Raw genomic sequence first — 20,374 nt, 5'->3', positions numbered from 1 at the left:
CCGCGTTGCGGACCACGATGCCCACGGCGTCGCTCGCGGCCCGTCACCGGCTGGTGACGGGCCTCCAGTCCGTCGTCGAGTGAGCACAAGACGTCGGGTCGCCGCGGCAGACTCGTCGTCTCCTGCGCACTGGATGCGCGCGACCGCGCACTGGACGCGCGCGACCGCGCAGGGCGCGCGCCCCGCGCGCGCTCAGCGGTTGAAGAACAGCAGCCCGCGCACGAAGCCGGCCTGGCCGGCGTGCTGTGTGCAGTCGTCGAGGATGCTCACGAGCCGAGCGCCGGCCGTCACGGGCGGGTCCCACGCGTCGTCGACGACCGGGTCGAGGTCGTCCGGGCCGAGCGTGCCGAGGTACTCGACGGTGCGCTCGTGCACCGCGCGCAGGTACCCGGTGAGCAGGTCGGCAGAGGCTCGCACCCGGCCGACGTCGTCGCGGGACATGCCGTACCCGAGCGCCTCGGCCGGGAACGGCAGGCCGAACCGGTCGTACCAGCCGTCCGCCGTCCAGACCTGCTCGGAGCCGGCGAGGTCGGCGATCTGCGCGTCCTGGCCGCGGGCGATGTGCCACACGAGCCAGGCCAGGGTGTTCGCCCCGGCTGCCGGTCGTGCTGCGAGCTGGTCTTCGGAGAGCCCGTCGACGGCCCGCTCGACGGTCTCGGGGATGCGGGAGAACGCTTCGGTGAGGAGTTCGGAGGGGGTCATGGCGCTCACGCTACGCGCGGGCCGTGACACCCGCGCTCACTCGGTGGACGACCGGTGGTGGCGTTCCAGGGCCGCGGCGAACCCCTCGAAGGCAGCGGCGACGACGGCGCGGTCGGACGGTGCGACGACCTGCTGGAACGCCTGCGAGTAGACGGCGCCGACCTCGCGGGCGACCGCGGTGCCCGACGGCGTGAGGTGCAGGAGCACACTCCGGCGGTCCTCCGGGTTCGGGCGGCGCTCGAGGTGCCCGTGCTTCTCGAGCCGGTCGATGAGCGACGTCATCGCCCCGGTGGTGAGCTCGAGGTACTCGCCGGCCTGCTTCGGGGTCACGCCGTGGCCGCCCGCTGCGTTGAGGAAGAACACGAAGCGGGTGTCCGTGGCGTTCAGTCCGCGGCTCGTGCTCTCGTGGTGCAGGACGCGCGCGTGCTGCATCTGGAGCACGCGGAACGCGGTGAGCAGTCGTGGGAGGTCGGCGTCGGTGCCTGCCGGGTCGGCCGCGGTGACGTCGGGCGACACCGGTGCCGGGGGCGTGCGCGGCGCGATCCTGGCCGCGGGGACGGCCGGTGCGCGCTGGGGGAGGACGACCTGGTCGGTGTCCGTCATGGGGGCTCTTCTCGGGTGCAGGGGTGGAACTTCAGTCAACAAGTAACTCACTCGTCAAGATACCCCCATCAATGGGGGCATCCCGGGTATTGAGAGCTGCTCGACGGCGAAGTAGCTTGATCGTCGTACCACCTCGGCACGTAGCGCGACCAACCACCGCGGGCCCGTCCGAACCACCGATCAGACCTCATCCTCACGGAGTCCAACCATGTCTCGTGTCACGCCTCGTGCTGCCCGCCTCGCCGCCTGGATCGCCATCCCCGCCGCGCTCGTCGCCTCGGGGGTCGTCGTCTCGACGGCCTCGTACGCGGCCTTCTCCTCGACCACCGTCAACCCGACGAACAACTGGACGGCGGGCAGTGTCGCCCTGTCCGACGACGACAACAACACCGCGCTGTTCACGGCGAGCAACCTGAAGCCCGGCTCGACCGGTGCGAACTGCATCACGGTGACCTCGACCGGTTCGCTGCCCTCGGCCGTGAAGCTGTACGGCACGAACGTCACGACCACGAAGGACCTGGCGGCGAACGTCAACCTGACCGTCGAGCAGGGCACCGGCGGTGGCTTCGGCTCCTGCTCCGGCTTCACCCCGGCCGCCACCGGCAGCTCGCTCTACAGCGGCACCGTCGCGGGCTTCGGCGCCGCCTCGACCAACTACGCGACCGGCGTCGGCAGCTGGACCCCGACCGGCACCGCGTCCGAGACGCGCGTCTACCGCGTCACCTACACGGTCTCGAGCACCGCGCCGAACACCGTGCAGGGCGGCACCGCAGCCCTCGGCTTCACCTGGGAGGCCCAGAACAGCTGAGTCGGGGCCGGGGCCGAACCCGCCCCGTCCGTTCCCTCCCCGCAACGCGCCCCCGGTCGAAGGCAGTCATGAGCAGCATCGCAGTGCACGGTGGTCCCGCACCGCACGCAGCGGTCCGTGACGCCGTCGAGTGGGGGCGCGTCGTCGTCGCCTCCCTTGCCCGCGGCGTCGTCGCGACGCTGCTCGGCCTCGCGCTCTGGGCGGCTGCGCCGGCGCTCATCGGCTGGCAGCCCACCACCGTGATGACCGGCTCGATGGAGCCGCGGATCGTCCCCGGTGACGTGGTCGTCTCACGGCCGGTCGGCTCGGGCGAGATCGCCATGGGCAAGGTCCTGCTCGCCGACGACCCGGACCAGGCGAACCACATGCGCATGCACCGGTACGTGCAGGACGGCTCCCGCGGCACCATGGTCACGAAGGGTGACGCCAACCCGCAGCAGGACTCGACGCCGATCGAGCGCTCCGCGGTGCACGGCATCGCCTTCCTGCGCATCCCGTTCATCGGCGCACCGATCCGGTGGATCAGTGCCGGCGAGTGGGGCCTGGTCGCGATGCTCGCACTCGGCCTGACCGCGGTGCTCGCGCTCTGCACCATCGACGGGTCGCTCCGGCGGCTCGTCGACGCAGACGACGCCGACGCCGACGACGCGGCCGACGGCCCCGACGACGCGGCCGGTCCGGACGGCGCGACCGGGCCGGCAGACGGCACCGACGGCGGCCTGGAGGCGCCCGACGGCGCCGCCACGGGCCTCCCGTCCGCCGCGTCCACCGTCCTCACCCGTCGCGCCCTGCGTCGACGGGTCCGTCGCAGGCGGCGGCTGCGCCGCCTCGGCGGGGGCGCAGCGGTGCTCGTGCTCGCCGCGGCGGCCGGCGTGCTGCTGCCCGGGACGGCGGACGCGGCCCCGTGGTCGCGGACCACCGTCGCACCGACCGCGAACTTCACGGCGGGCACGGCGACCGGTGTCCCCACCCTGACCTGCGTGCCGGCCGGGTCGAACACGGTGACGATCGCCTGGACCTACGACAACGGTGCGACCGTGCCGGTGTCGTTCGACCTGATGAACGGCACGACGCAGGTGGCCAGCACGACGCTCGCCGGGGCCCGTTCGATGGTCTACGGGGGCGCCGGAATCCTGAATCTCGGCACGACGTACACGCTCAACCTCCGCACGAACCTCGGCAACAACTGGACGGCGACGAGCACGCCGACCGTCAAGGTGAAGGTCGTCGCGGTCCTGGGCATGGCATCCGCGAGCTGTGTGACCACCTGAGCCGTCCACAGGGCACCGCGGGGTGCCCCTGGATGTCCCCGGACGGCGTTACCGTGGCCGCATGCGCATCCTGCACACCGGCGACTGGCACCTCGGCCGCACACTGCTGGGTGCGGACCTGCTCGAGCACCAGGCCGCGTTCACCGACTGGCTCGTCGACCTCGCCCGCGAGCGCGCCGTCGACCTCGTCGTCATCGCCGGTGACGTCTACGACCGTGCGATCCCGCCCGTCGACGCCGTCCGCATGCTCTCGCGCGTGCTCGAGCGGCTCGCCGAGATCACCACGGTGGTGCTCACCCCGGGCAACCACGACTCCGCTGCTCGGCTCGGCTTCGGCGCCGGGGTGATGGGGCAGCGCGTCCGCATCCTCACCGAGCCCGCGCACGTGGCCGACCCCGTGCTCGTGGCCGACGACGACGGCCCGGTGGCCGTGTACGGCATCCCGTACCTGCACCCCGACCTCACCCGGTACGCCCTGGCCGCGGTCCCCGACGAACCCCTCGCCCGCTCGCACCACGCCGTCGTCCACGCCGCCACCGAACGGATCCGCACCGACCTCGCGACCCGTGCCGGTACCCGCAGCGTGGTCGTCGCCCACGCGTTCGTCGGGGGTGCCGACCCGAGCGACAGCGAGCAGGACATCCGCGTCGGCGGGGTCGACCGCGTGGCCGCGTCCGTGTTCGACGGCTTCGACTACGTCGCCCTCGGGCACCTGCACGGCCCGCAGCGCGTCGGCGACGACGGCCGGATCCGGTACGCCGGGTCGCCGCTGGCGTTCTCGTTCGGCGAGCGGCACCAGCGGAAGTCCGTGACCATCGCCGAGCTCGACGGGGCCGGTGCCGTCACCGTCGAACTCGTCCCGACACCGGTCCCGCGGCGACTGGTCGACGTCCGGGGCAGCATCGACGCCATCGAGTCCGGGGCCTTCCGGGCCGACGCCGACGCCTGGGTCCGCGTCGCGGTGACCGACACCGTGCACCCCGAGCGCATGTACGCCCGGGTGAAGGACCACTTCCCGCACGCCCTGGCGGTCGCCCACGAACCGGCGGACCGACCGGCCGCCACCGCCGCACGGGCCGTGACCGCGACGTCCGACCCGGTCGAGGTCGCCGGCGACTTCGTGGCCTTCGCCACCGGCGGGGCACCCGACGACGACGAACGGGCCGTGCTGACCGAGGCGTACGAGGCCGCGGCGCTCGCCCTGCAGCGCGAGGGGGACCGCTGATGTACCTGCACCGACTCGAACTCCGCGCCATCGGCCCGTACCCCGACCTCGTGACCATCGACTTCGCGGCGCTCGCCGCCTCCGGTGTGTTCCTGCTCGAAGGGCCGACCGGCTCCGGCAAGTCGACGATCATCGACGCGGTCGTGTTCGCCCTGTACGGCGGCCTCGCCGGGTCCGACGCCAGCTCCGACCGGCTGCACAGCCAGCACGCCGACCCCGCGGTCGAGCCGTTCGTCGAGCTCGTGTTCGAGACCGGCGCCGGCACCTACCGGGTGCGACGCACGCCGCAGTACGACCGCCCGAAGCAGCGGGGGACCGGCACGGTGAAGCAGCAGGCGTCCGTGCAGCTGTTCCGGCTCGCAGCGCCGGACGACGTCGTCGGTGAACCGATGTCGTCCCGCATCCCCGAAGCCGCGGTCGAGATCGCCCGGATCGTCGGGCTCGACCGCGCGCAGTTCCTGCAGACCGTGGTGCTGCCGCAGGGCGAGTTCGCCCGGTTCCTCCGATCCCCGGGGGAAGACCGCCGGAAGCTCCTGCAGTCACTGTTCGGCACCCAGGTCTACGACCGCACCGCCGACGAACTCGCCGCCCGCCGCCGGGCCGTGCAGGCCGAGGTCGACGGGGCCGACGACCGTGTCCGCGACGCCCTGGCCCGGTTCGCCCAGGCGGCCGGTCTCGACGACGCCGACGAGACTGTCGTCCCCGGCACGGTTGTGTCCCTTCGCGCCACGGCCGACGCAGCCGGGGCAGCACGGACGGCTGCCGCTGCGGCCGCGACGGTGGCGACCGAGCACGAACGGTCGGTGACGGCGCGTGCGGCCGCCCTCGAGCGCCGATCGGCACTGCTGCGGCGACAGACGCTCCTGGACGACGACGCTCCCGCGATCCAACGCGCACGGACCGCGGTGGCGACGGCGGAGCGCGCCGCCCGGGTCGCGGCGGTGGCCGACGGTCTCGACGCCGCGATCGCGCGTGCCGACGACACCGAAGCGGCAGCCTCCCGTCTGCGTGACGAGCACGCGCTCGACACCGTCGACGCGGAGCAGATCGTCCGGCGCCGCGACACCCTGACCGACGCGCTGTCCGGCGTCCGGCACCTCGTCGCGGTCGAGGCCGAGGCGGACGCCCGGCGCACCGCGATCGCCGATGCCACCGCGACCGCATCACGGCTCACCGACGACCTCGCCGCCCTCGACACCGCGCTCGAAGCCCGGCCGGCGGAACGCGCACGGATCGTCGAGGCCGCCCGGTCCGCGTCGACGACCGCTGCCGACGCGGACGCCGCGGCGCACGAGGTCGCTCGTGTGCAGTCGCTCCGCGCCGACCTGGCCGCCCGCGACCGCGCCGAGCACCGCGTGGCCCAGGCCGAGCGGGTCGTGGCCGGTGCCCGACGCCGCGCGACCGATGCGCTCGACGCCGAACGCACCCTGCGCGAGCGCCGGATCGCGGGGCTCGCCGGTGAGCTCGGCGCCGCACTCACCCCCGATGACCCGTGTCCGGTCTGCGGATCGACCGCGCACCCGTCGGTGGCCGCGCCGCAGGACGACCACCCGACCATCGGCGCCGTGGAGTCCGCGGGCGACGCCACACGGCTGGCCGACCAGCAGCTCGCCGACGCCGCAGCCGAGCTGGCGGTCGAGCGCGCGGAGCACCTGCGGCTGACCGAGGTGGTCGGCGCCGTCGACACCGTCGCCCTCGACGCCATGTCGGTCGCCGCCGACGAGCGGGTCCGTGCGGCGCACGACGCAGCGGCACTCGTGCTCGAGCACGAGCACGAGCGGACGGCGCACGACTCCGCGACCCGGGCGCTCGAGCGTGAGCGGAACGACCTCGACGCTCGGCGCACCGTGCTCGCATCGACCACGGCCTCGGACGCCGAGCGGCTCGAGGCCGACCTGCGAGCGGTGCAGGAAGCGATCGAGCGGCTCGGTGCACTGCTCGACGGTGACGGTGACGGTGACAGCGCTGGCTCGTCGGGCTCGCTCCGCGTCGTCGTCGACGAGCTCGACGCTCGGCTGACGGTGCTCCGCGCCCTCGCCGATGCCGACGACCGCGCAGCGGCTGCCGCCCGTGCCCGTGACGAGCGGAACACCGAGGTCGCCCGGGTCCTGGACGAGCAGGAGTTCCCCGACGTCGCTGCAGCACGAGCGGGCCGGCTCGACCCCGACACCGTGGCACGCTTCCGCAGCAGCATCAGTGCCGCCGACGCCGAACGCGCCGTCGTCCGTGCGGGGCTCGAGGACCCCGCGGTGGTCGCGGCCGCCGACGACGACCCGGAGCACCTCGACCTGCAGGCGGCGCAGGCCGAGCGGATCCAGGTCACGGCCGACCTCGACGAGGCCACCCGGCTCGCGGTCACCGCGGCCCACCGTGCCGAGGCCGTCGAGCAGTGTGCGTCCGAGGTCGACCGGACCGTCCGGGCACGACAGGAGACCTCGGCCCGCAGCCGCGCGGTCGTCCGGCTCGCCGACGTCGCCAACGGTGTGGCATCGGTGAACCCGACCGGCATCACGCTCGGCACCTACGTGCTCATGCGTCGCTTCGAGGACGTCGTGGCCGCGGCGAACGACCGGTTGCGCGGCATGCTCGCCGGACGCTTCACGCTCGAGACCTCCGACGAGCGGGAGTCCGGGTCCCGCGCGCGACGGACGGGGCTCGCCCTCGCCGTGCACGACCACACGACCGACACCGTCCGTGACCCCCGCAGCCTGTCCGGCGGCGAGACGTTCACCGTGTCACTGTGCCTGGCGCTCGGGCTCGCCGACGTCGTGCAGGCCGAGGCCGGCGGGGTCTCGCTCGGCACCCTGTTCGTCGACGAGGGGTTCGGCACGCTCGACCCGGAGACCCTCGACGACGTCATCGGGCAGTTGTCCCGGTTGACCGCTGGCGGGCGACAGGTCGGGATCGTCAGCCACGTCGAGGAGCTCAAGCAGCGGATCCCCGAGCGGATCGCCGTGCGACGCACCCCGACCGGTGGGTCGAGGGTGACGACCACCGTCTGACAGATCGCGGCCCCGGCCCGGGTCCCGTCTGGTCCGACGCGGTCTACGGGGTCGGCGTCGACTCCACCGTGCCGTCCGGCGGCGGCAGGATGTCGGCCGCGATCCAGGGGAACACCCACTGGAACAGCACGAAGACGATGGCGACGAGGAGCACGAGCAGCTCGAGCACCTTCAGGGCGGTGGGGCCGGGCAGCAGCCGCCAGACCAGGGGGAAGATCACTTGACGGTCTCCGAGAGTTCCTTCGGGGTGCCCTCGGAAGCGGGCATCCAGTAGTCGAGCTTCGCGTGCGTCACGAACCGTTCGGCCGCGGACCACATCGGGTGGCAGGCGGTCAGCGTGAGCCAGCGGTCCTGGGCGGTCGGTTCCACACCCGGCTTGTTCGGCACCGGCGCGATCGTCTCGATCTTGTCGGGCGTGACGATCTGGCTGTCGGTGACCTTGTAGACGTACCAGACGTCGAACTTCTTCTTCGCGTCGGTGACCCGGACCACGACCGAGTCGCCCTTCTTGAGCTCCGCGATCTGGTTCAGGGGCTTGCCGTAGGTGACACGGTGTCCGGCGACGGCGAAGTTGCCGGGAGCGCCGGGCATCGCGGTGTCCTGGTAGTGCCCGAGTCCGATGGTGTTGAGGACCTTCTCACGATCGGTGCCCTCGCCGATCGGCCGGTTGTAGTCCTTGCCGAACCGGGGGATCTGCATCGTCCCGAACACGTCCGACAACGCCGGGGGTTCGGCGAGCACGGGAGCGGTGCCGCGGTGCTCGGTGCCCTCGACCTTGGGGGTCTTGACCTGGTCGAGGCCCTGCACGAGCTTCGTCTGCTCGTTCACGGCGACCACGTCGGTCCACCAGGCCGTCCACACGACGTACAGGCCGGTTCCGGCGCCCGCGATGATGAGCAACTCGGCGATGAGCGACACGATCGCGCCGCCCACCGTCTGCCGTCTGCGGGGGGATCGCCGGGACCGCGAACCGGCTGCGTCGTCCCGTGCGCTGCGGCGCGTCGGGAGGGTGTCGTTTGCGGTCACGGGGCTCCTGATCGGCTGGGTGGTCGGACAGGTCTATCAGATCACGGCGACAGGTCGGTGACGACCTTCTCCCCACCCCCGTTAACGTGGGGCCCATGGAGTACCGGATCCGCCCCTTCCGCACCGAGGACACCGACGCGGTCGTCGCCCTGTGGGAATCGTGCGGGCTCGTCCGACCCTGGAACGACCCACGCCGCGACATCGCCCGCAAGCTGACCGTCCAGCCCGAACTCTTCCTGGTCGCCGAGCCCGAGCCCGAGCCCCGCACCGACGCCAGCGTCGTCGCTGCGGGCATGGCGGGCTTCGACGGGCACCGCGGCTGGGTGAACTACCTCGCCGTGCGCCCGGACCTGCAGGGCTCCGGCCTCGGTCGCACCCTGATGGCCGAGTTCGAGCGGCTCCTGACCGACCTCGGCTGCCCGAAGCTGAACCTGCAGGTGCGTGCCGGCAACGAGCAGGTGCTCGGGTTCTACGCGTCCCTCGGCTACACGGACGACCGCACGGTCTCGCTCGGCAAGCGCCTGATCCCCGACGTCTGACCGTTCCTGCCCGTCGCACCGTGCGGGTTCGCGCATCCGGTGCGGCGTTGGCGGCTCGGTGCGGTGCTGCAAGTCCGCACCGGGCGGTCAACCTCGCACGGTTCGAACGACTCGGCACCGTGCCCGGCCCGCCCGGCCCCGCCGCGACCCGCGCGCTACGCCAGCGCCAGCGCCACCGACGCGACGAACGCCAGCACGATGCCGATCCACTGCTGCGCGGTCAACCGCTCCCGCAGCACCACTCCGGCCAGCACCACCGTGCCGATCGGGTAGAGCGCGTTCAGCACGCTCACGACGGGCAGGGTCGCCGGGTCGTCGCTGCTGTGCAGCCCGGCTTGGATGAACACGTTCGCCATCGCGTCGAAGACGCCGCAGGCGGCCACGGTGACGAGCAGCCGTGGACCCCATGCGCGACCCGGCCGACGCCCGGGGGCCGCGGCAGCCCCGTCGGGGCGGGCCGACGTCGGAGCGGGCACCGGGCCTCCCGGCGGCGGCACGACGACCGTCCGGAGCACGACGACGAGCGCCGCCGCACCCAGCAGCACCGCCTGCAGCACCCGCGCGACCACGAGGGGTGCGACGCCCGAGTCGGACGGCGTCATGTCGTAGGCCAGCACGATCCCGCCGAAGCCGCACCCGGCGACGGCGGCGGCGACCACGCCCCGGGCGGTCAGCCGCGCGCCCGAGGCGTCCCGCACCACCGCGACCAGGACCACCGCGACGACCGCGACCACGAGCGCGCCGGTGGCCACGGGCGACAGCACCGTGCCGCGCAGCACCGCGACGAGCACCGGCACGACGGCCGCGAAGACGGCGGTGACGGGGGAGAGCACGCTCATCGGCCCGATCGCGAGTGCCGCGTACAGCAGGAGCACGCCGACGCCGCCGGAGAGCCCCGCGACCGCACCCCAGGCCACGGCCGGCCACGAGAACACGCCTCCGACGACCACCAGCCCGACGAGCAGCGGGAGGATCCCGATCGCGGCGGCCACCGCCGTGACGACGACCGGGCGGACCCGGCGCGAGGCGAGTCCGCCCAGGAAGTCGGCGAACCCGTAGACGACCGCGCCGGACAGGCCGAACAGGACAGTGAGCACGGCTCCCATCCTGCCTGGCCCGGTAGCCTGCGGGACGTGAGTGTTCCCTACCAGCGCCTGCCCCGGATCGACGGACGGTGGAGGTGGTGGCGGCCACTCGTCGCCCTCGCGTTCCTGGTGGGGTGGTACGTCGTGTCGCAGATCGTCATCGCGGTCGCGTACTTCGTCCCGATCGGCGCGACGCAGGGGCCGCAGGCCCTGATCGACCTGCAGGACGACCTGGCCGGTGGTGCGCTCGACCCAACCGACCCGCTGATCCTGTCCCTGTCGCTCGTCTCGCTCGTGGTCCTGCTGCCGGGCATCCTGCTCGCGGTGAAGATCGCGCGGATCGGACCGGCCGGCATCCTGTCGTCGACCCGGTTCCGGGTCCGGTGGGCCTGGACGGCATGGTGCCTGCTGCCGACGCTCGTCATCGCCGCGGTCATGTTCGTCGTCCAGACCGGCCTGTTCTGGGACGGCGGGATGATCACGACCGACGGCGGCTTCGCCTGGAACCACGACGCGATCGGCCAGTCGACGGTCTCCCTCGGCACCCTCACCCTGACGATCGTCCTCGTCGTCCTGCTCGTCCCGTTCCAGGGCGCCGCCGAGGAGTACATCTTCCGCGGCTTCCTCATGCAGACGGTCGCGTCGTGGATCCCGCGTCGCGTCGGCACGATCATCGCCGTGGCGGTCTCGACGGTCGTCTTCGCGGTGCTGCACATCCCGAACGGCTACAACGTCTGGGGCATCCTCGACGTCGGCTCGTTCGGCCTGATCGCGGCGATCATCGTCCTCCGGACCGGCGGGCTCGAGGCCACGGTCCTGCAGCACGCGTTCAACAACATCATGATCTTCGTGCTGCAGGCGCCGGGCTGGTCGGGGATCGACCTGACCTCGTCCGACGCGAACGGCACCTGGCAGGGCACGCTCACCACGCTCGTCACGTCGCTCGCGTTCTGGGGCATGGTCGAGTTCCTGGCGTGGTGGCGGGGGCTGGACCGCCGGTTCGCCGGGCACGAGGCGCCCCGGTTCCGCGGTGTGACCCCGGCCTGGGCGGGCGGCGTCCGCTGGACCCGGCCTGGAGGCACGGGCTGGGCGACCACGCCGGCCCGCGCCGACGACGTGGCCGGTACCGACCACCGTGGCGAGTCCGGCACGGACGGTGCTGTGGACAGTGCGGTGGCTGTCGCCGGTCGCCCGTAGGCTCGTGGCATGAGCACCACGCCCGCGCCCGCTGCCGTGCCTGCTCCCGCTGCCGGTTCCGCACCCCGTGCCGCCGCGCTCGACGTGCTGCACCGCGTGTGGGGCTACGACGACTTCCGCGGCGAGCAGGCCGCCATCATCGACCAGGTGGTGACCGGTGGCGACGCCCTCGTGCTCATGCCGACCGGTGGTGGCAAGTCCCTCTGCTACCAGGTGCCATCGCTCGTCCGCGACGGCGTCGGGGTCGTGGTGTCGCCGCTGATCGCCCTGATGCAGGACCAGGTCGACGCCCTGGCAGCCAACGGCGTCCGGGCCGCGTTCCTCAACTCCACGCAGGGCCCCGACGAACGGTCCCGGGTCGAGCGTGCCGTGGTGCAGGGCGAGGTCGACATGCTCTACCTGGCGCCCGAGCGGCTCCGGCTCGAGTCCACCCGTGCGCTCCTCGACCGGGCGCGCGTCTCGCTGTTCGCCATCGACGAAGCACACTGCGTCGCCCAGTGGGGGCACGACTTCCGCCCGGACTACCTCGAGCTGAGCGTCCTGCACGAGCGGTGGCCGACGGTGCCGCGCATCGCCCTGACCGCCACCGCGACACCGCAGACCCACCGCGAGATCTCCGCACGGCTCGGCCTCGACGACGCCGCGCACTTCGTCGCCGACTTCGACCGGCCGAACATCCAGTACCGCATCGAACCGAAGACCGGCGCGCTGCAGCAGCTGCTCACCTTCATCCGCACGGAGCACAGCGGCGACGCCGGCATCGTGTACTGCCTGTCCCGCAACTCGGTGGAGCGCACCGCGACTGCCCTGGCCGAGCAGGGGATCAACGCCCTGCCCTACCACGCGGGCCTCGACGCCCAGGTACGCGCCCGCAACCAGTCGACGTTCCTGCGCGAGGACGGCGTCGTCATGGTGGCGACGATCGCGTTCGGCATGGGCATCGACAAGCCCGACGTCCGGTTCGTGGCGCACCTCGACCTGCCGAAGTCGGTCGAGGGCTACTACCAGGAGACCGGCCGTGCGGGTCGTGACGGGCTGCCGGCCACCGCGTGGCTCGCGTACGGCCTGAACGACGTCGTGCAGCAGCGGCGGATGATCGACCAGTCCGAGGGCGACGCCGCACACCGCCGGCAGCTCAGCGCCCACCTCGACGCCATGCTCAGCCTGTGCGAGACGATCGAGTGCCGCCGGGTGCGGCTGCTCGCGTACTTCGGGCAGGAGAGCACGGCGTGCGGCAACTGCGACACGTGCATCGCGCCGCCGGAGTCGTGGGACGGCACCGTCCCCGCGCAGAAGCTGCTGTCCACCGTGGTGCGGCTCGAGCGTGAGCGCCGCCAGCGGTACGGCGTCTCGCACCTCGTCGACATCCTGATCGGCAAGCGGTCGCCCCGCGTGCAGGAACTCCAACACGACACGCTGGCGACCTTCGGCATCGGTGCCGACCTGTCCGAGGGCGAGTGGCGTGCCGTCGCACGGCAGGTGCTGGCCCAGGGCTACGCCGCGGTGTCGGGCGACGGCTTCGGCACGGTCGTCCTCAGCCCCACCAGCGCCGACGTCCTGACCGGCAAGGTGCAGGTGCGCATGCGTCGCGACCCGGTCAAGGCTCCGCGGGCCGGCCGCAGCAGCCGACGGACGGTCGTCACCGACATGCCGCAGGAAGCCGTCGGCCTGTTCGAGGCCCTGCGTGCCTGGCGTGCAGCCCAGGCACGCGAGCAGGGCGTCCCCGCGTACGTGGTGTTCAACGACGCGACGCTCCGGGGCATCTCCGCCGTTCGTCCGGCCGACATCGATCAGCTCGGCGAGATCTCCGGGGTCGGTGCGGCGAAGCTCGAACGGTACGGGCGCGCGGTCCTCGACGTCGTCGCCGCGGCCGACTGAGCCCCTTCCACCACTGCATGCCGTTCCGGGCATGTGCCTGCCGTGCGCCTCATTACACTCGGTAGCTCGTCACCACGAGGAGGTCCGGTGTCCGGTTCGACGAAGTTTGCCACCGTGCTCAGCCGTGCGGTCGTGACCCCGCTCGCCCGGATGCTGTGGCGCCCGAAGATCATCGGTCGTCGGAACGTCCCGAAGCGCGGTGCGGTGATCCTGGCGAGCAACCACCGCTCCTTCATCGACTCGCCGGCGATCACGTTGATGGCGCCGCGCAAGGTGTCGTTCCTGGCGAAGCAGGAGTACTTCACGGGGACCGGCCTCAGGGGAGCGGTGTCCCGGGCGTTCTTCGGTGGCATCGGCGCGATCGGGGTGGAGCGCGGTGCGGGTGCAGCGGCCCAGCAGGCCCTCGACCTCGGCCTCGCACGGCTGCAGGAGGGCGAGGCGTTCGCGATCTACCCCGAGGGCACGCGGTCGCTCGACGGCCGGATCTACAAGGGCCGCACGGGGGTCGCGTGGCTGGCGTTGACGAGCGGTGCCCCGGTGGTGCCCGTCGCGCTGCGTGGCACCGAGGACGTGCAGCCGGTCGGGTCACGGTTGCCGAAGCTCGCCCGGGTGACGATCGAGTTCGGCCGACCGATCGACCTGTCGTCCTTCGGCGAGGCATCGTCCGGTCGTGCACGGCGTCACGCGACCGATGCGGTGATGGCGGCGATCCAGGAGCTCAGCGGCCAGGAACCGGCGAACGCCTACAACAACCCGCCCGCGACGATCGTCGAGCGGGTGCGACGAGCGCTGCAGCCCGACGACCCGACCGCGGCCGCCATCGATCCCGACTGAGCACTCGACTGTCCGGTCACTATTGCACATCTGAAATATCGATGGTTGAATGGGGACGTGCCGCTCGGCACGTCCCCATCGCCGGTCGCCCGAGAACGACCAGCCACGAGATCAGATCGGACCGTCCGCAGCATGTCCTCCACCCCGCTCTTCGACTCCATCGCCCAGCGTCGCGATCAGGCCGACGTCCCGTCCACCACTCCGGCACCGGCGCGCGCCGTCGTGACCCCGGTGCCGACCTCGCCGATGTCCGCGCCCGTCCGTCCGGGTGACTCCGCACTGGTCCCGGCGGCACTCGTCGCCGCGATCGACGAGATCCCGGTGCGGGTGGCGTCGGCCCTGGTGACCGAGGTCACGATCCGCCCTGAGCACCTCGTCCTGGTCGAGACCGTCGCCGACGCGATCACCCGTGCGGTCGTCGACGCCGTCGTGTGCGAGCTGGACCGCATCGCCCGCGACGGCGTCGTCCGCGTCTGACCGGGTCGGCCCCCGCGCGATGACGACCCTCGACGACGGCCTGCCCGGTCGTCCCCGCGGTGCCGAGCGTCGCGCCGCAGCCCGACCGACGGTGTCCCCACGGCGCCGTGCACGACACGGTGCCCACCGGGGCACCCTCCGAGCCGCCGGGGTGGCGGTGTCCCCTCCCGTCACCCCGGCTTCCACCCGAAGAACCCAGAACACCCGAAGAACCCAGGACACCCAGCCCGCCCCGACCGCTGCTCCTGCCCGTCGTCTTAGCAGCCTCGTGTCCATCCGGGTCCGCGCCCGACGGACCCTGCCCGCCGGGGCGGTGACCGCCGTCACGTGCTTGTTCGTGGCGGTCGGCTCGCCGCAGATCGTCGTCGCCGCTCCGGCCCCGTCGGCAGCGACGTCGGCGGTGGCCGGCACGCAGCACTTCGTCGCGGACGGCACCGCTGGTCCGGCGGCCGACCGCGACGACTTCTCGGTCGGCCGTGCTGCCGCGGCGCTCCGGGTGCCGGGTGGACCGGACCCCACCGGCGGTGCCGTCCGTCCCACGATCGGTTCGGTCCCGGACGCGGGCGGCTTCGGCCGCCGCTGGGTCGCCGGTTGCGCGGCCTGCTCGTCGAACCACCAGGGTGTCGACTTCGCCGCGCCCATCGGCACCCCGGTCGTCGCCGCACTGCCCGGCCGGGTCGTCTCCGCGGGGGCCCTCGGCGGCTACGGCAACCAGGTCCTCCTGCAGCACGCCGACGGCACGGCGACCCGGTACGGGCACCTGTCGGCGATCGACGTCCGACCCGGCCAGGTCCTCGGCGCGGGGGACCGCCTCGGGGCCGTCGGCAACACGGGTGTCTCGACCGGCGCCCACCTGCACTTCGAGGTCATCGTGGCCGGCATCCCCATCGACCCCGCCGCCTGGCTGCAGGCTCGCGGGCTCCTCTGACGGCGTCGGGCGTAGCGTCGGGACGGTCGCGGCACGGTGTCGCGCCAGGACGGAGACGCGCGTGCGAGTGACGGTGTTGGGGACGGGTGCGATGGGTGCCGGCGTGGCGGGATCGCTGCTGCGCGAGGGTCACGAGGTCACGGTCTGGAACCGGAGCGCCGACAAGGCCGCACCCCTCGGTGCCCACGGCGCGACGGTGGCGACCGACCCGGGCAGTGCCGTCGAGCACGCCGAGGTCGTCCTGCTCACCCTGTTCGACACCGATGCCGTCGTCGACGTCCTCGAGCAGGCCGCCGGTGAGGCCCCGACCGACGCCGTGTGGGTGCAGGCCTCGACGATCGGGGTCGACGGCACCGCGACGGTCGTGCAGCTGGGGGAGAAGTACGGCATCACCCTGGTCGAGGCGATGATGCTCGGCACGAAGGCCCCCGCCGAGCAGGGCAAGCTGACGATGCTCGCGGCCGGCCCGGCGGACCTGCTCGACCGTGTCGACCCCGTGCTCGACGCGATCGGTGCGAAGACCGTCCGCGCTGGCGACCACGTCGGCGACGGCACCGCGCTCAAGCTCGCCGCGAACGCCTGGATCGCCTCGATCACCGCGGCGACCGGGCAGTCCCTGGCCCTGGCGGCTGCCCTGGGCCTCGACCCTGCGCTCTTCCTGCAGGCCATCGAGGGCAGCGCGAGCGACTCCGCCTACGCCCACACCAAGGGCGCCGCGATGATCGCTCGGGAGTTCCCCGCGCAGTTCGCTCTCGACGGGCTGCGGAAGGACATCGGACTCATCACCGACGCCGCCCGGACCGCAGGGGTGTCGACGACGCTGCTCGAGGCGCTCGGGCGCGTGTACGCCGACGCCAGTGCGGCAGGGCACGGGGGTGACGACATCGCCGCGGTCGGCACCGCGTTCTGAGGCACAGACGCGCGCAGGTGGAACGACCGATCGGTCAGCCGGCGAGGATCAACCCCGCCGGATCAACCCCGCCGGAACAACTGCCGCAGACGCTTCGTGAGCCGCCCCACGGCCTCGTCGTTCATGGTGTTGGCGAGGTCGAAGGCTTCGCGTGCCGGATCGGAGCCGGCCTGGATCCGCCGGAGTGCGGCGTCGGCACGGGCGCGCGAGTCGAGCTCGGCGAACGGCATGTCGTCCTCGGGGTGGTGCTCGCCACGAGGGTCCATGCGGTCCAGGCTACGCGCGACGGGAGTGGTCGGGCGTGACGTCGAGCTCGTCCACGACGCGGACCATCTCGTCGAGGAAGTCCACGACGACGGCCATCTCGTTGCTCGGCAGGTGCTCGGTGACCTCGAGCGCGCGGGCGTCGAGCTCCTCGATGACGCGCAGCGCGTGCCGCATCGAGCTGCCGGTGGCGGTGAGGATCACGCCGCGGCGGTCGTTCGGGTCGGCGTGCCGTTCGACGTGACCGCTGCGGACGAGCCGGTCGACGAGCGCTGACGTCGACGCCGCGGTGATCTCGAGCCGCTCGGCGAGGTCCTTCGCGTTGACCGTGCGGCCGTCGTGCTCGGCGTCGATCAGGAACCGGATCGCCAGCAGCGCGTTCTCGCCGATCCCGAGTGCTTCACGCGCACGGCGCTGCGCTGCGCTCTCGGCCGTCCGGTACCGCCGCAGGGCGTTGAGGACGTCCACGGCGGAGACCGCGGAGTCCTCGTACCAGTACCCCGCGGTGCTGGTCATCACCTCGGACGTCATGCACCAATGCTAGACGCTCTAGTTAGATTGTCTAGCGAGCGCGGAGAGGGGACACCTGCAACACCCGTGACGCGGTTCCGTAACACCCCGGCAACGCCGGCTCGTTAGGTTCTCGACATGCAGGAGCAGCCGTGCTGAGCCGCCTCGCGGGGAACGTCTTCCACGTGGGGAGCGCGGTGGAGCGCACCGACGTCGTCGCACGGTTGCTCGACGTCTACGTCGCCCGCCGGGAACCAGGCACCCTCGACGACGACCGGCTCGTGTCCACCGAGCTCCGCAGCATCATCGGCACCACGGGCCCCGCGAACGACCCGGACCGCGCCGCCACCGTCGACGCCCTGGCACTCGACCGGCACGAACCCGCGTCCATCGCCGCCGCCGTCGCCGTCGCCCGCGACCACGCACGCCGTGCCCGCGAGGTCGTCTCGAGCGAGCTCTGGGACTGCCTCGACGTCACGCGGTCGCGGATGCCCCGGAAGATCGCCCCCGACCGCGCGCACGAGTTCCTGGGCTGGGTGCGGGAGCGCAGTGCCCTGGCCATCGGGGTCGTCGAGGGGGATGCCAGCCGGGATGAGGTGTGGGAGTTCTTCACCCTCGGTCGGTCACTGACCCGCTGCGCCTCCACGGCACGGCTCCTGGCGTCCCGGCTGCTCGAACCGGACTCGGTCACCTCGTGGACGGCGGCGCTCCGGGCGTGCGGTGCGGGCGAAGCGTTCCTGCGCGGCCGTGACCACGCGCCGGTGCCGTCCGACGCCGCAGCCTTCCTGCTCCTCGACGTGCACAGCCCGCGGTCGTTGCGCTTCACGGTGCACCGCGCGGCCGAGTGCCTGGCCGACGTCGCCCCGTCCTGCGTCGCGGACGAGGTCGCCGCGTTCGACGAGGTCCGCGCGCTGCTCGACGCGATCCCCGAGGAGTCCGCGCTCGCCGTGGCGGGGGACGTCGGGGAACGCCTGGCGGCGGCGGCCGACCGCGTCGCCGCGGCACTCGACGAGCGCGTGTTCGCGTCGTCCGCGCCCGTGCTCTGACCCGACCGGGCGCGCGCGCGACGGAACGGGGCCGGTCAGTGCGTCGCGACCGCGACCGCGACCGCGGCCGTGGACGTGGGACGCGTCGGACGGGAGGCCCGTGGCGGCGCCGGCACGGGCCTCCCGTCCGACGGTCGGTGGCGTCGCGGACCGCTGGCCGACGCGCAGGTCGTCAGCCGGTCCGTCAGACGGCGCTGGAGCGGTCGGCGAGCGTCTCGTCGCGTTCCAGCTCGCGGCGGAGCGCGGCACGCGAGCCGACCACCGGCACGGCGTGCGTGATCGCCAGGTGCAGCCGCGAGTCGGCGTCGTAGCGCAACCGGACCCGCTGGTACCGGACGAGCCACACGAGTGCGATCGCGAGCGCCACGAAGCCCGATGCCGCGCCCACCACGATCGCCCAGCGGGGCCCGAAGGCGTCGGCGACGGCACCGACGAGCGGGGCGCCGATGGGGGTGCCGCCCGCGAAGATCGCCATGTACAGGGCCATCACGCGGCCGCGCATCGCGGGCTTCGTCGTGGTCTGCACCAGGGCGTTCGCGGTCGTCATGAAGGTCAGCGACGCGAGCCCGACGAACATCAGCACGATCGCGAAGGTCCAGTACGTCGGTGCGAGGGCGGCGGCGGTGCACGCGAGCCCGAACCCGCCGGCGGCGAGCACGAGGGTGCGCATCCGCGGCTTGTCCCGGCGGGCGGACAGCAGCGCGCCGAGCACCGAGCCGACCGCCATCACCGAGTTGAGCAGCCCGAACTCGCCGGCGCCCTGGTGGAACTCGACCCGCGCCATGGTCGAGGTGAAGATCGGGAAGTTCACGCCGAACGTGCCGACGACGAAGATCATGCAGAGCACCACGACGATGTCCGGCCGGGTGCGGACGTACCGGAAGCCGGCGACGATCTGTCCCTTCCCACGGCCGGCTCGGACCCGTTCGGCGAGCTGTGCGGGATCGACGAAGCGGAGTGCGACGAGGACGGCCAGGAACGACCCGGCGTTGATGACGAACACCCAGCCGGAGCCGATCGCCGCGATGAGCACACCGGCGACCGCGGGGCCGATCAGGCGTGCGGCGTTGAACGACGCCGAGTTCAGGGCGACGGCGTTCGAGACGTCCTCGCCCTGCACGACGTCGGAGACGAAGGCCTGCCGGATCGGGCCGTCGAACGCGGCGACGATGCCGAGCGCCAGTGCGAAGCCGTACAGCGCCAGCAGGGTGGCGGTGTGCGTGAGGACCATGACGCCGAGCCCCAGCCCGAGCAGCCCCATCAGGCCCTGGGTGAGCATGAGCATCTTCCGGCGGTCGAACCTGTCGGCGGCGAGGCCGGTGAGGGGCAGGAGCAGCAGCTGCGGGCCGAACTGCAGGGCCATCGTGATGCCCACCGCGACGGCGTTGTTGTCGGAGAGCTGGGTCAGCACGATCCAGTCCTGGGCGGTGCGTTGCATCCAGGTGCCGACGTTCGACACCAGGGCCCCGGCGAACCAGATGCGGTAGTTGCGTCCGGCGAGGGAGCGGAACATGGCGGTCACTGCTGGGCCAGCCTCCTCATGATCTCGGTGGCGTCGGCGAGGGTGGTCCGCTCGTCGGCGGTGAGTGCTGCGAGTCGCGGGGTGAGCCAGCCGTCGCGACGACGTCGGGTCTCCTCGACGAAGGCGGCTCCGGCGGGCGTCGCACCGAGCAGCACCTTGCGGCGGTCGTCGCCGTGCCCGTCCTTCGACACCAGCCCCCGGTCGACCAGCACCGCGATGGTCTTGGTCATCGACGGTGGGGTCACGCCGTCCTGCCGGCTCAGGTCGGCCAGGGTCATGGCGCCGTCGCGGTGCAGGCGGGCGAGGGCGGAGAACTGCGCGTCGGTGACGCTCGAGTCGGCCTTCTGGGCACGGAGGGTGCGGGACAGCCGGTTCACCGCGATGCGGAGGTCGGTGGCGTCGGTCATCGGTCGTTAGCCTAGCTCATTAGTTCAGCGAACGAACTGGTTCTCGGGCGTACCTGGTCGAAACGGGCGTCCCTGGTCGGTTCTCCCGACCAGGGACGCCCGTTCCCACTTCCCAGCGCGGGTGCGATGGGAAGGAACGT

The 20,374-nt window shown here is 72.7% G+C and carries 21 protein-coding genes; 12 read left to right on the top strand and 9 right to left on the bottom strand.

Annotated features, from left to right (window positions below; all coding sequences use genetic code 11):
• Positions 1–192: 192 nt before the first annotated feature.
• Both ASF75_RS05030 and ASF75_RS17965 read right to left on the bottom strand, forming a co-directional pair.
• Positions 193–702 (bottom strand): mycothiol transferase, encoded by a 510-nt coding sequence (locus ASF75_RS05030; RefSeq protein ID WP_056069771.1) that lies wholly within the window; start codon positions 700–702, stop codon positions 193–195.
• 36 nt (positions 703–738) lie between these two features.
• Positions 739–1,305 (bottom strand): MarR family winged helix-turn-helix transcriptional regulator, encoded by a 567-nt coding sequence (locus ASF75_RS17965; RefSeq protein WP_017886213.1) that lies wholly within the window; start codon positions 1,303–1,305, stop codon positions 739–741.
• 208 nt (positions 1,306–1,513) lie between these two features.
• Here ASF75_RS17965 and ASF75_RS05020 point away from each other — a divergent pair, with 208 nt between their 5' ends.
• From ASF75_RS05020 to ASF75_RS05005, 4 genes are all read left to right on the top strand, one after another.
• Positions 1,514–2,113, top strand: coding sequence for a hypothetical protein (locus tag ASF75_RS05020; RefSeq protein WP_017886212.1), 600 nt, complete (start codon positions 1,514–1,516; stop codon positions 2,111–2,113).
• 68 nt (positions 2,114–2,181) lie between these two features.
• Positions 2,182–3,384, top strand: a complete 1,203-nt coding sequence (locus ASF75_RS05015) for a S24/S26 family peptidase (protein ID WP_056069303.1) — start codon at positions 2,182–2,184, stop codon at positions 3,382–3,384.
• A 61-nt stretch (positions 3,385–3,445) separates the two neighbouring features.
• Positions 3,446–4,609 (top strand): metallophosphoesterase family protein, encoded by a 1,164-nt coding sequence (locus ASF75_RS05010; RefSeq protein WP_056069299.1) that lies wholly within the window; start codon positions 3,446–3,448, stop codon positions 4,607–4,609.
• Positions 4,609–7,611, top strand: coding sequence for an AAA family ATPase (locus ASF75_RS05005; protein ID WP_056069296.1), 3,003 nt, complete (start codon positions 4,609–4,611; stop codon positions 7,609–7,611). The genes ASF75_RS05010 and ASF75_RS05005 overlap by 1 nt, the downstream gene beginning before the upstream one ends.
• 43 nt (positions 7,612–7,654) lie before the next feature.
• On the opposite strand, the gene ASF75_RS17570 is transcribed toward ASF75_RS05005, so the two are convergent.
• Together ASF75_RS17570 and ASF75_RS05000 are read right to left on the bottom strand one after the other, a co-directional pair.
• On the bottom strand, positions 7,655–7,831 hold the full coding sequence (locus tag ASF75_RS17570) for a hypothetical protein (protein ID WP_156463787.1): 177 nt from the start codon (positions 7,829–7,831) through the stop codon (positions 7,655–7,657).
• Complete coding sequence (locus tag ASF75_RS05000; RefSeq protein WP_017886208.1) at positions 7,828–8,544, bottom strand: class E sortase; 717 nt, start codon at positions 8,542–8,544, stop codon at positions 7,828–7,830. Before ASF75_RS05000 ends, ASF75_RS17570 begins: the two co-directional genes overlap by 4 nt.
• A 188-nt stretch (positions 8,545–8,732) precedes the next feature.
• Here ASF75_RS05000 and ASF75_RS04995 point away from each other — a divergent pair, with 188 nt between their 5' ends.
• Positions 8,733–9,176 carry a GNAT family acetyltransferase gene (locus ASF75_RS04995; protein ID WP_056069293.1) on the top strand — a complete coding sequence of 148 codons (444 nt, stop codon included), beginning with the start codon at positions 8,733–8,735 and terminating at the stop codon, positions 9,174–9,176.
• Between the two features lie 155 nt (positions 9,177–9,331).
• Here ASF75_RS04995 and ASF75_RS04990 read toward each other — a convergent pair whose 3' ends face one another.
• A complete protein-coding gene (locus ASF75_RS04990) occupies positions 9,332–10,273 on the bottom strand; it encodes an EamA family transporter (protein ID WP_056069290.1) in 942 nt (313 codons plus the stop codon).
• 36 nt (positions 10,274–10,309) lie between these two features.
• Here ASF75_RS04990 and ASF75_RS04985 point away from each other — a divergent pair, with 36 nt between their 5' ends.
• The 6 genes from ASF75_RS04985 to ASF75_RS04960 all read left to right on the top strand — a co-directional run bounded on the left by ASF75_RS04985 (position 10,310) and on the right by ASF75_RS04960 (position 16,485).
• Positions 10,310–11,458 carry a CPBP family intramembrane glutamic endopeptidase gene (locus ASF75_RS04985; protein ID WP_156463786.1) on the top strand — a complete coding sequence of 383 codons (1,149 nt, stop codon included), beginning with the start codon at positions 10,310–10,312 and terminating at the stop codon, positions 11,456–11,458.
• Positions 11,459–11,467: 9 nt separating this feature from the next.
• Positions 11,468–13,336, top strand: coding sequence for a DNA helicase RecQ (recQ, locus tag ASF75_RS04980; RefSeq protein WP_056069284.1), 1,869 nt, complete (start codon positions 11,468–11,470; stop codon positions 13,334–13,336).
• Between the two features lie 87 nt (positions 13,337–13,423).
• Positions 13,424–14,170, top strand: a complete 747-nt coding sequence (locus ASF75_RS04975) for a lysophospholipid acyltransferase family protein (protein WP_056069282.1) — start codon at positions 13,424–13,426, stop codon at positions 14,168–14,170.
• 132 nt (positions 14,171–14,302) lie between these two features.
• A complete protein-coding gene (locus ASF75_RS04970) occupies positions 14,303–14,647 on the top strand; it encodes a hypothetical protein (protein ID WP_056069279.1) in 345 nt (114 codons plus the stop codon).
• Between the two features lie 268 nt (positions 14,648–14,915).
• A complete protein-coding gene (locus ASF75_RS04965; RefSeq protein WP_056069277.1) occupies positions 14,916–15,575 on the top strand; it encodes a M23 family metallopeptidase in 660 nt (219 codons plus the stop codon).
• Between the two features lie 61 nt (positions 15,576–15,636).
• Entirely contained in the window at positions 15,637–16,485 is an 849-nt protein-coding gene (locus ASF75_RS04960; protein ID WP_262160445.1) for an NAD(P)-dependent oxidoreductase, read from the top strand.
• 62 nt (positions 16,486–16,547) lie between these two features.
• Here ASF75_RS04960 and ASF75_RS04955 read toward each other — a convergent pair whose 3' ends face one another.
• Both ASF75_RS04955 and ASF75_RS04950 read right to left on the bottom strand, forming a co-directional pair.
• The gene (locus tag ASF75_RS04955) at positions 16,548–16,751 is read right to left on the bottom strand and encodes a hypothetical protein (RefSeq protein WP_017886198.1); all 204 of its coding nucleotides are present in this window, start codon (positions 16,749–16,751) and stop codon (positions 16,548–16,550) included.
• A 10-nt stretch (positions 16,752–16,761) separates the two neighbouring features.
• A complete protein-coding gene (locus tag ASF75_RS04950) occupies positions 16,762–17,280 on the bottom strand; it encodes a MarR family winged helix-turn-helix transcriptional regulator (protein ID WP_082509457.1) in 519 nt (172 codons plus the stop codon).
• A 131-nt stretch (positions 17,281–17,411) separates the two neighbouring features.
• Here ASF75_RS04950 and ASF75_RS04945 point away from each other — a divergent pair, with 131 nt between their 5' ends.
• The gene (locus ASF75_RS04945; protein ID WP_052481681.1) at positions 17,412–18,305 is read left to right on the top strand and encodes an alpha-E domain-containing protein; all 894 of its coding nucleotides are present in this window, start codon (positions 17,412–17,414) and stop codon (positions 18,303–18,305) included.
• Positions 18,306–18,489: 184 nt separating this feature from the next.
• On the opposite strand, the gene ASF75_RS04940 is transcribed toward ASF75_RS04945, so the two are convergent.
• Together ASF75_RS04940 and ASF75_RS04935 are read right to left on the bottom strand one after the other, a co-directional pair.
• Positions 18,490–19,827 (bottom strand): MFS transporter, encoded by a 1,338-nt coding sequence (locus ASF75_RS04940; RefSeq protein WP_235517525.1) that lies wholly within the window; start codon positions 19,825–19,827, stop codon positions 18,490–18,492.
• On the bottom strand, positions 19,824–20,234 hold the full coding sequence (locus ASF75_RS04935; protein WP_017886194.1) for a MarR family winged helix-turn-helix transcriptional regulator: 411 nt from the start codon (positions 20,232–20,234) through the stop codon (positions 19,824–19,826). The genes ASF75_RS04940 and ASF75_RS04935 overlap by 4 nt, the downstream gene beginning before the upstream one ends.
• Positions 20,235–20,374: the final 140 nt, after the last annotated feature.

This window comes from Curtobacterium sp. Leaf154 (assembly GCF_001424595.1).
Taxonomy (GTDB): domain Bacteria; phylum Actinomycetota; class Actinomycetes; order Actinomycetales; family Microbacteriaceae; genus Curtobacterium; species Curtobacterium poinsettiae.
This window is presented reverse-complemented; position numbering and strand designations above follow the sequence as displayed.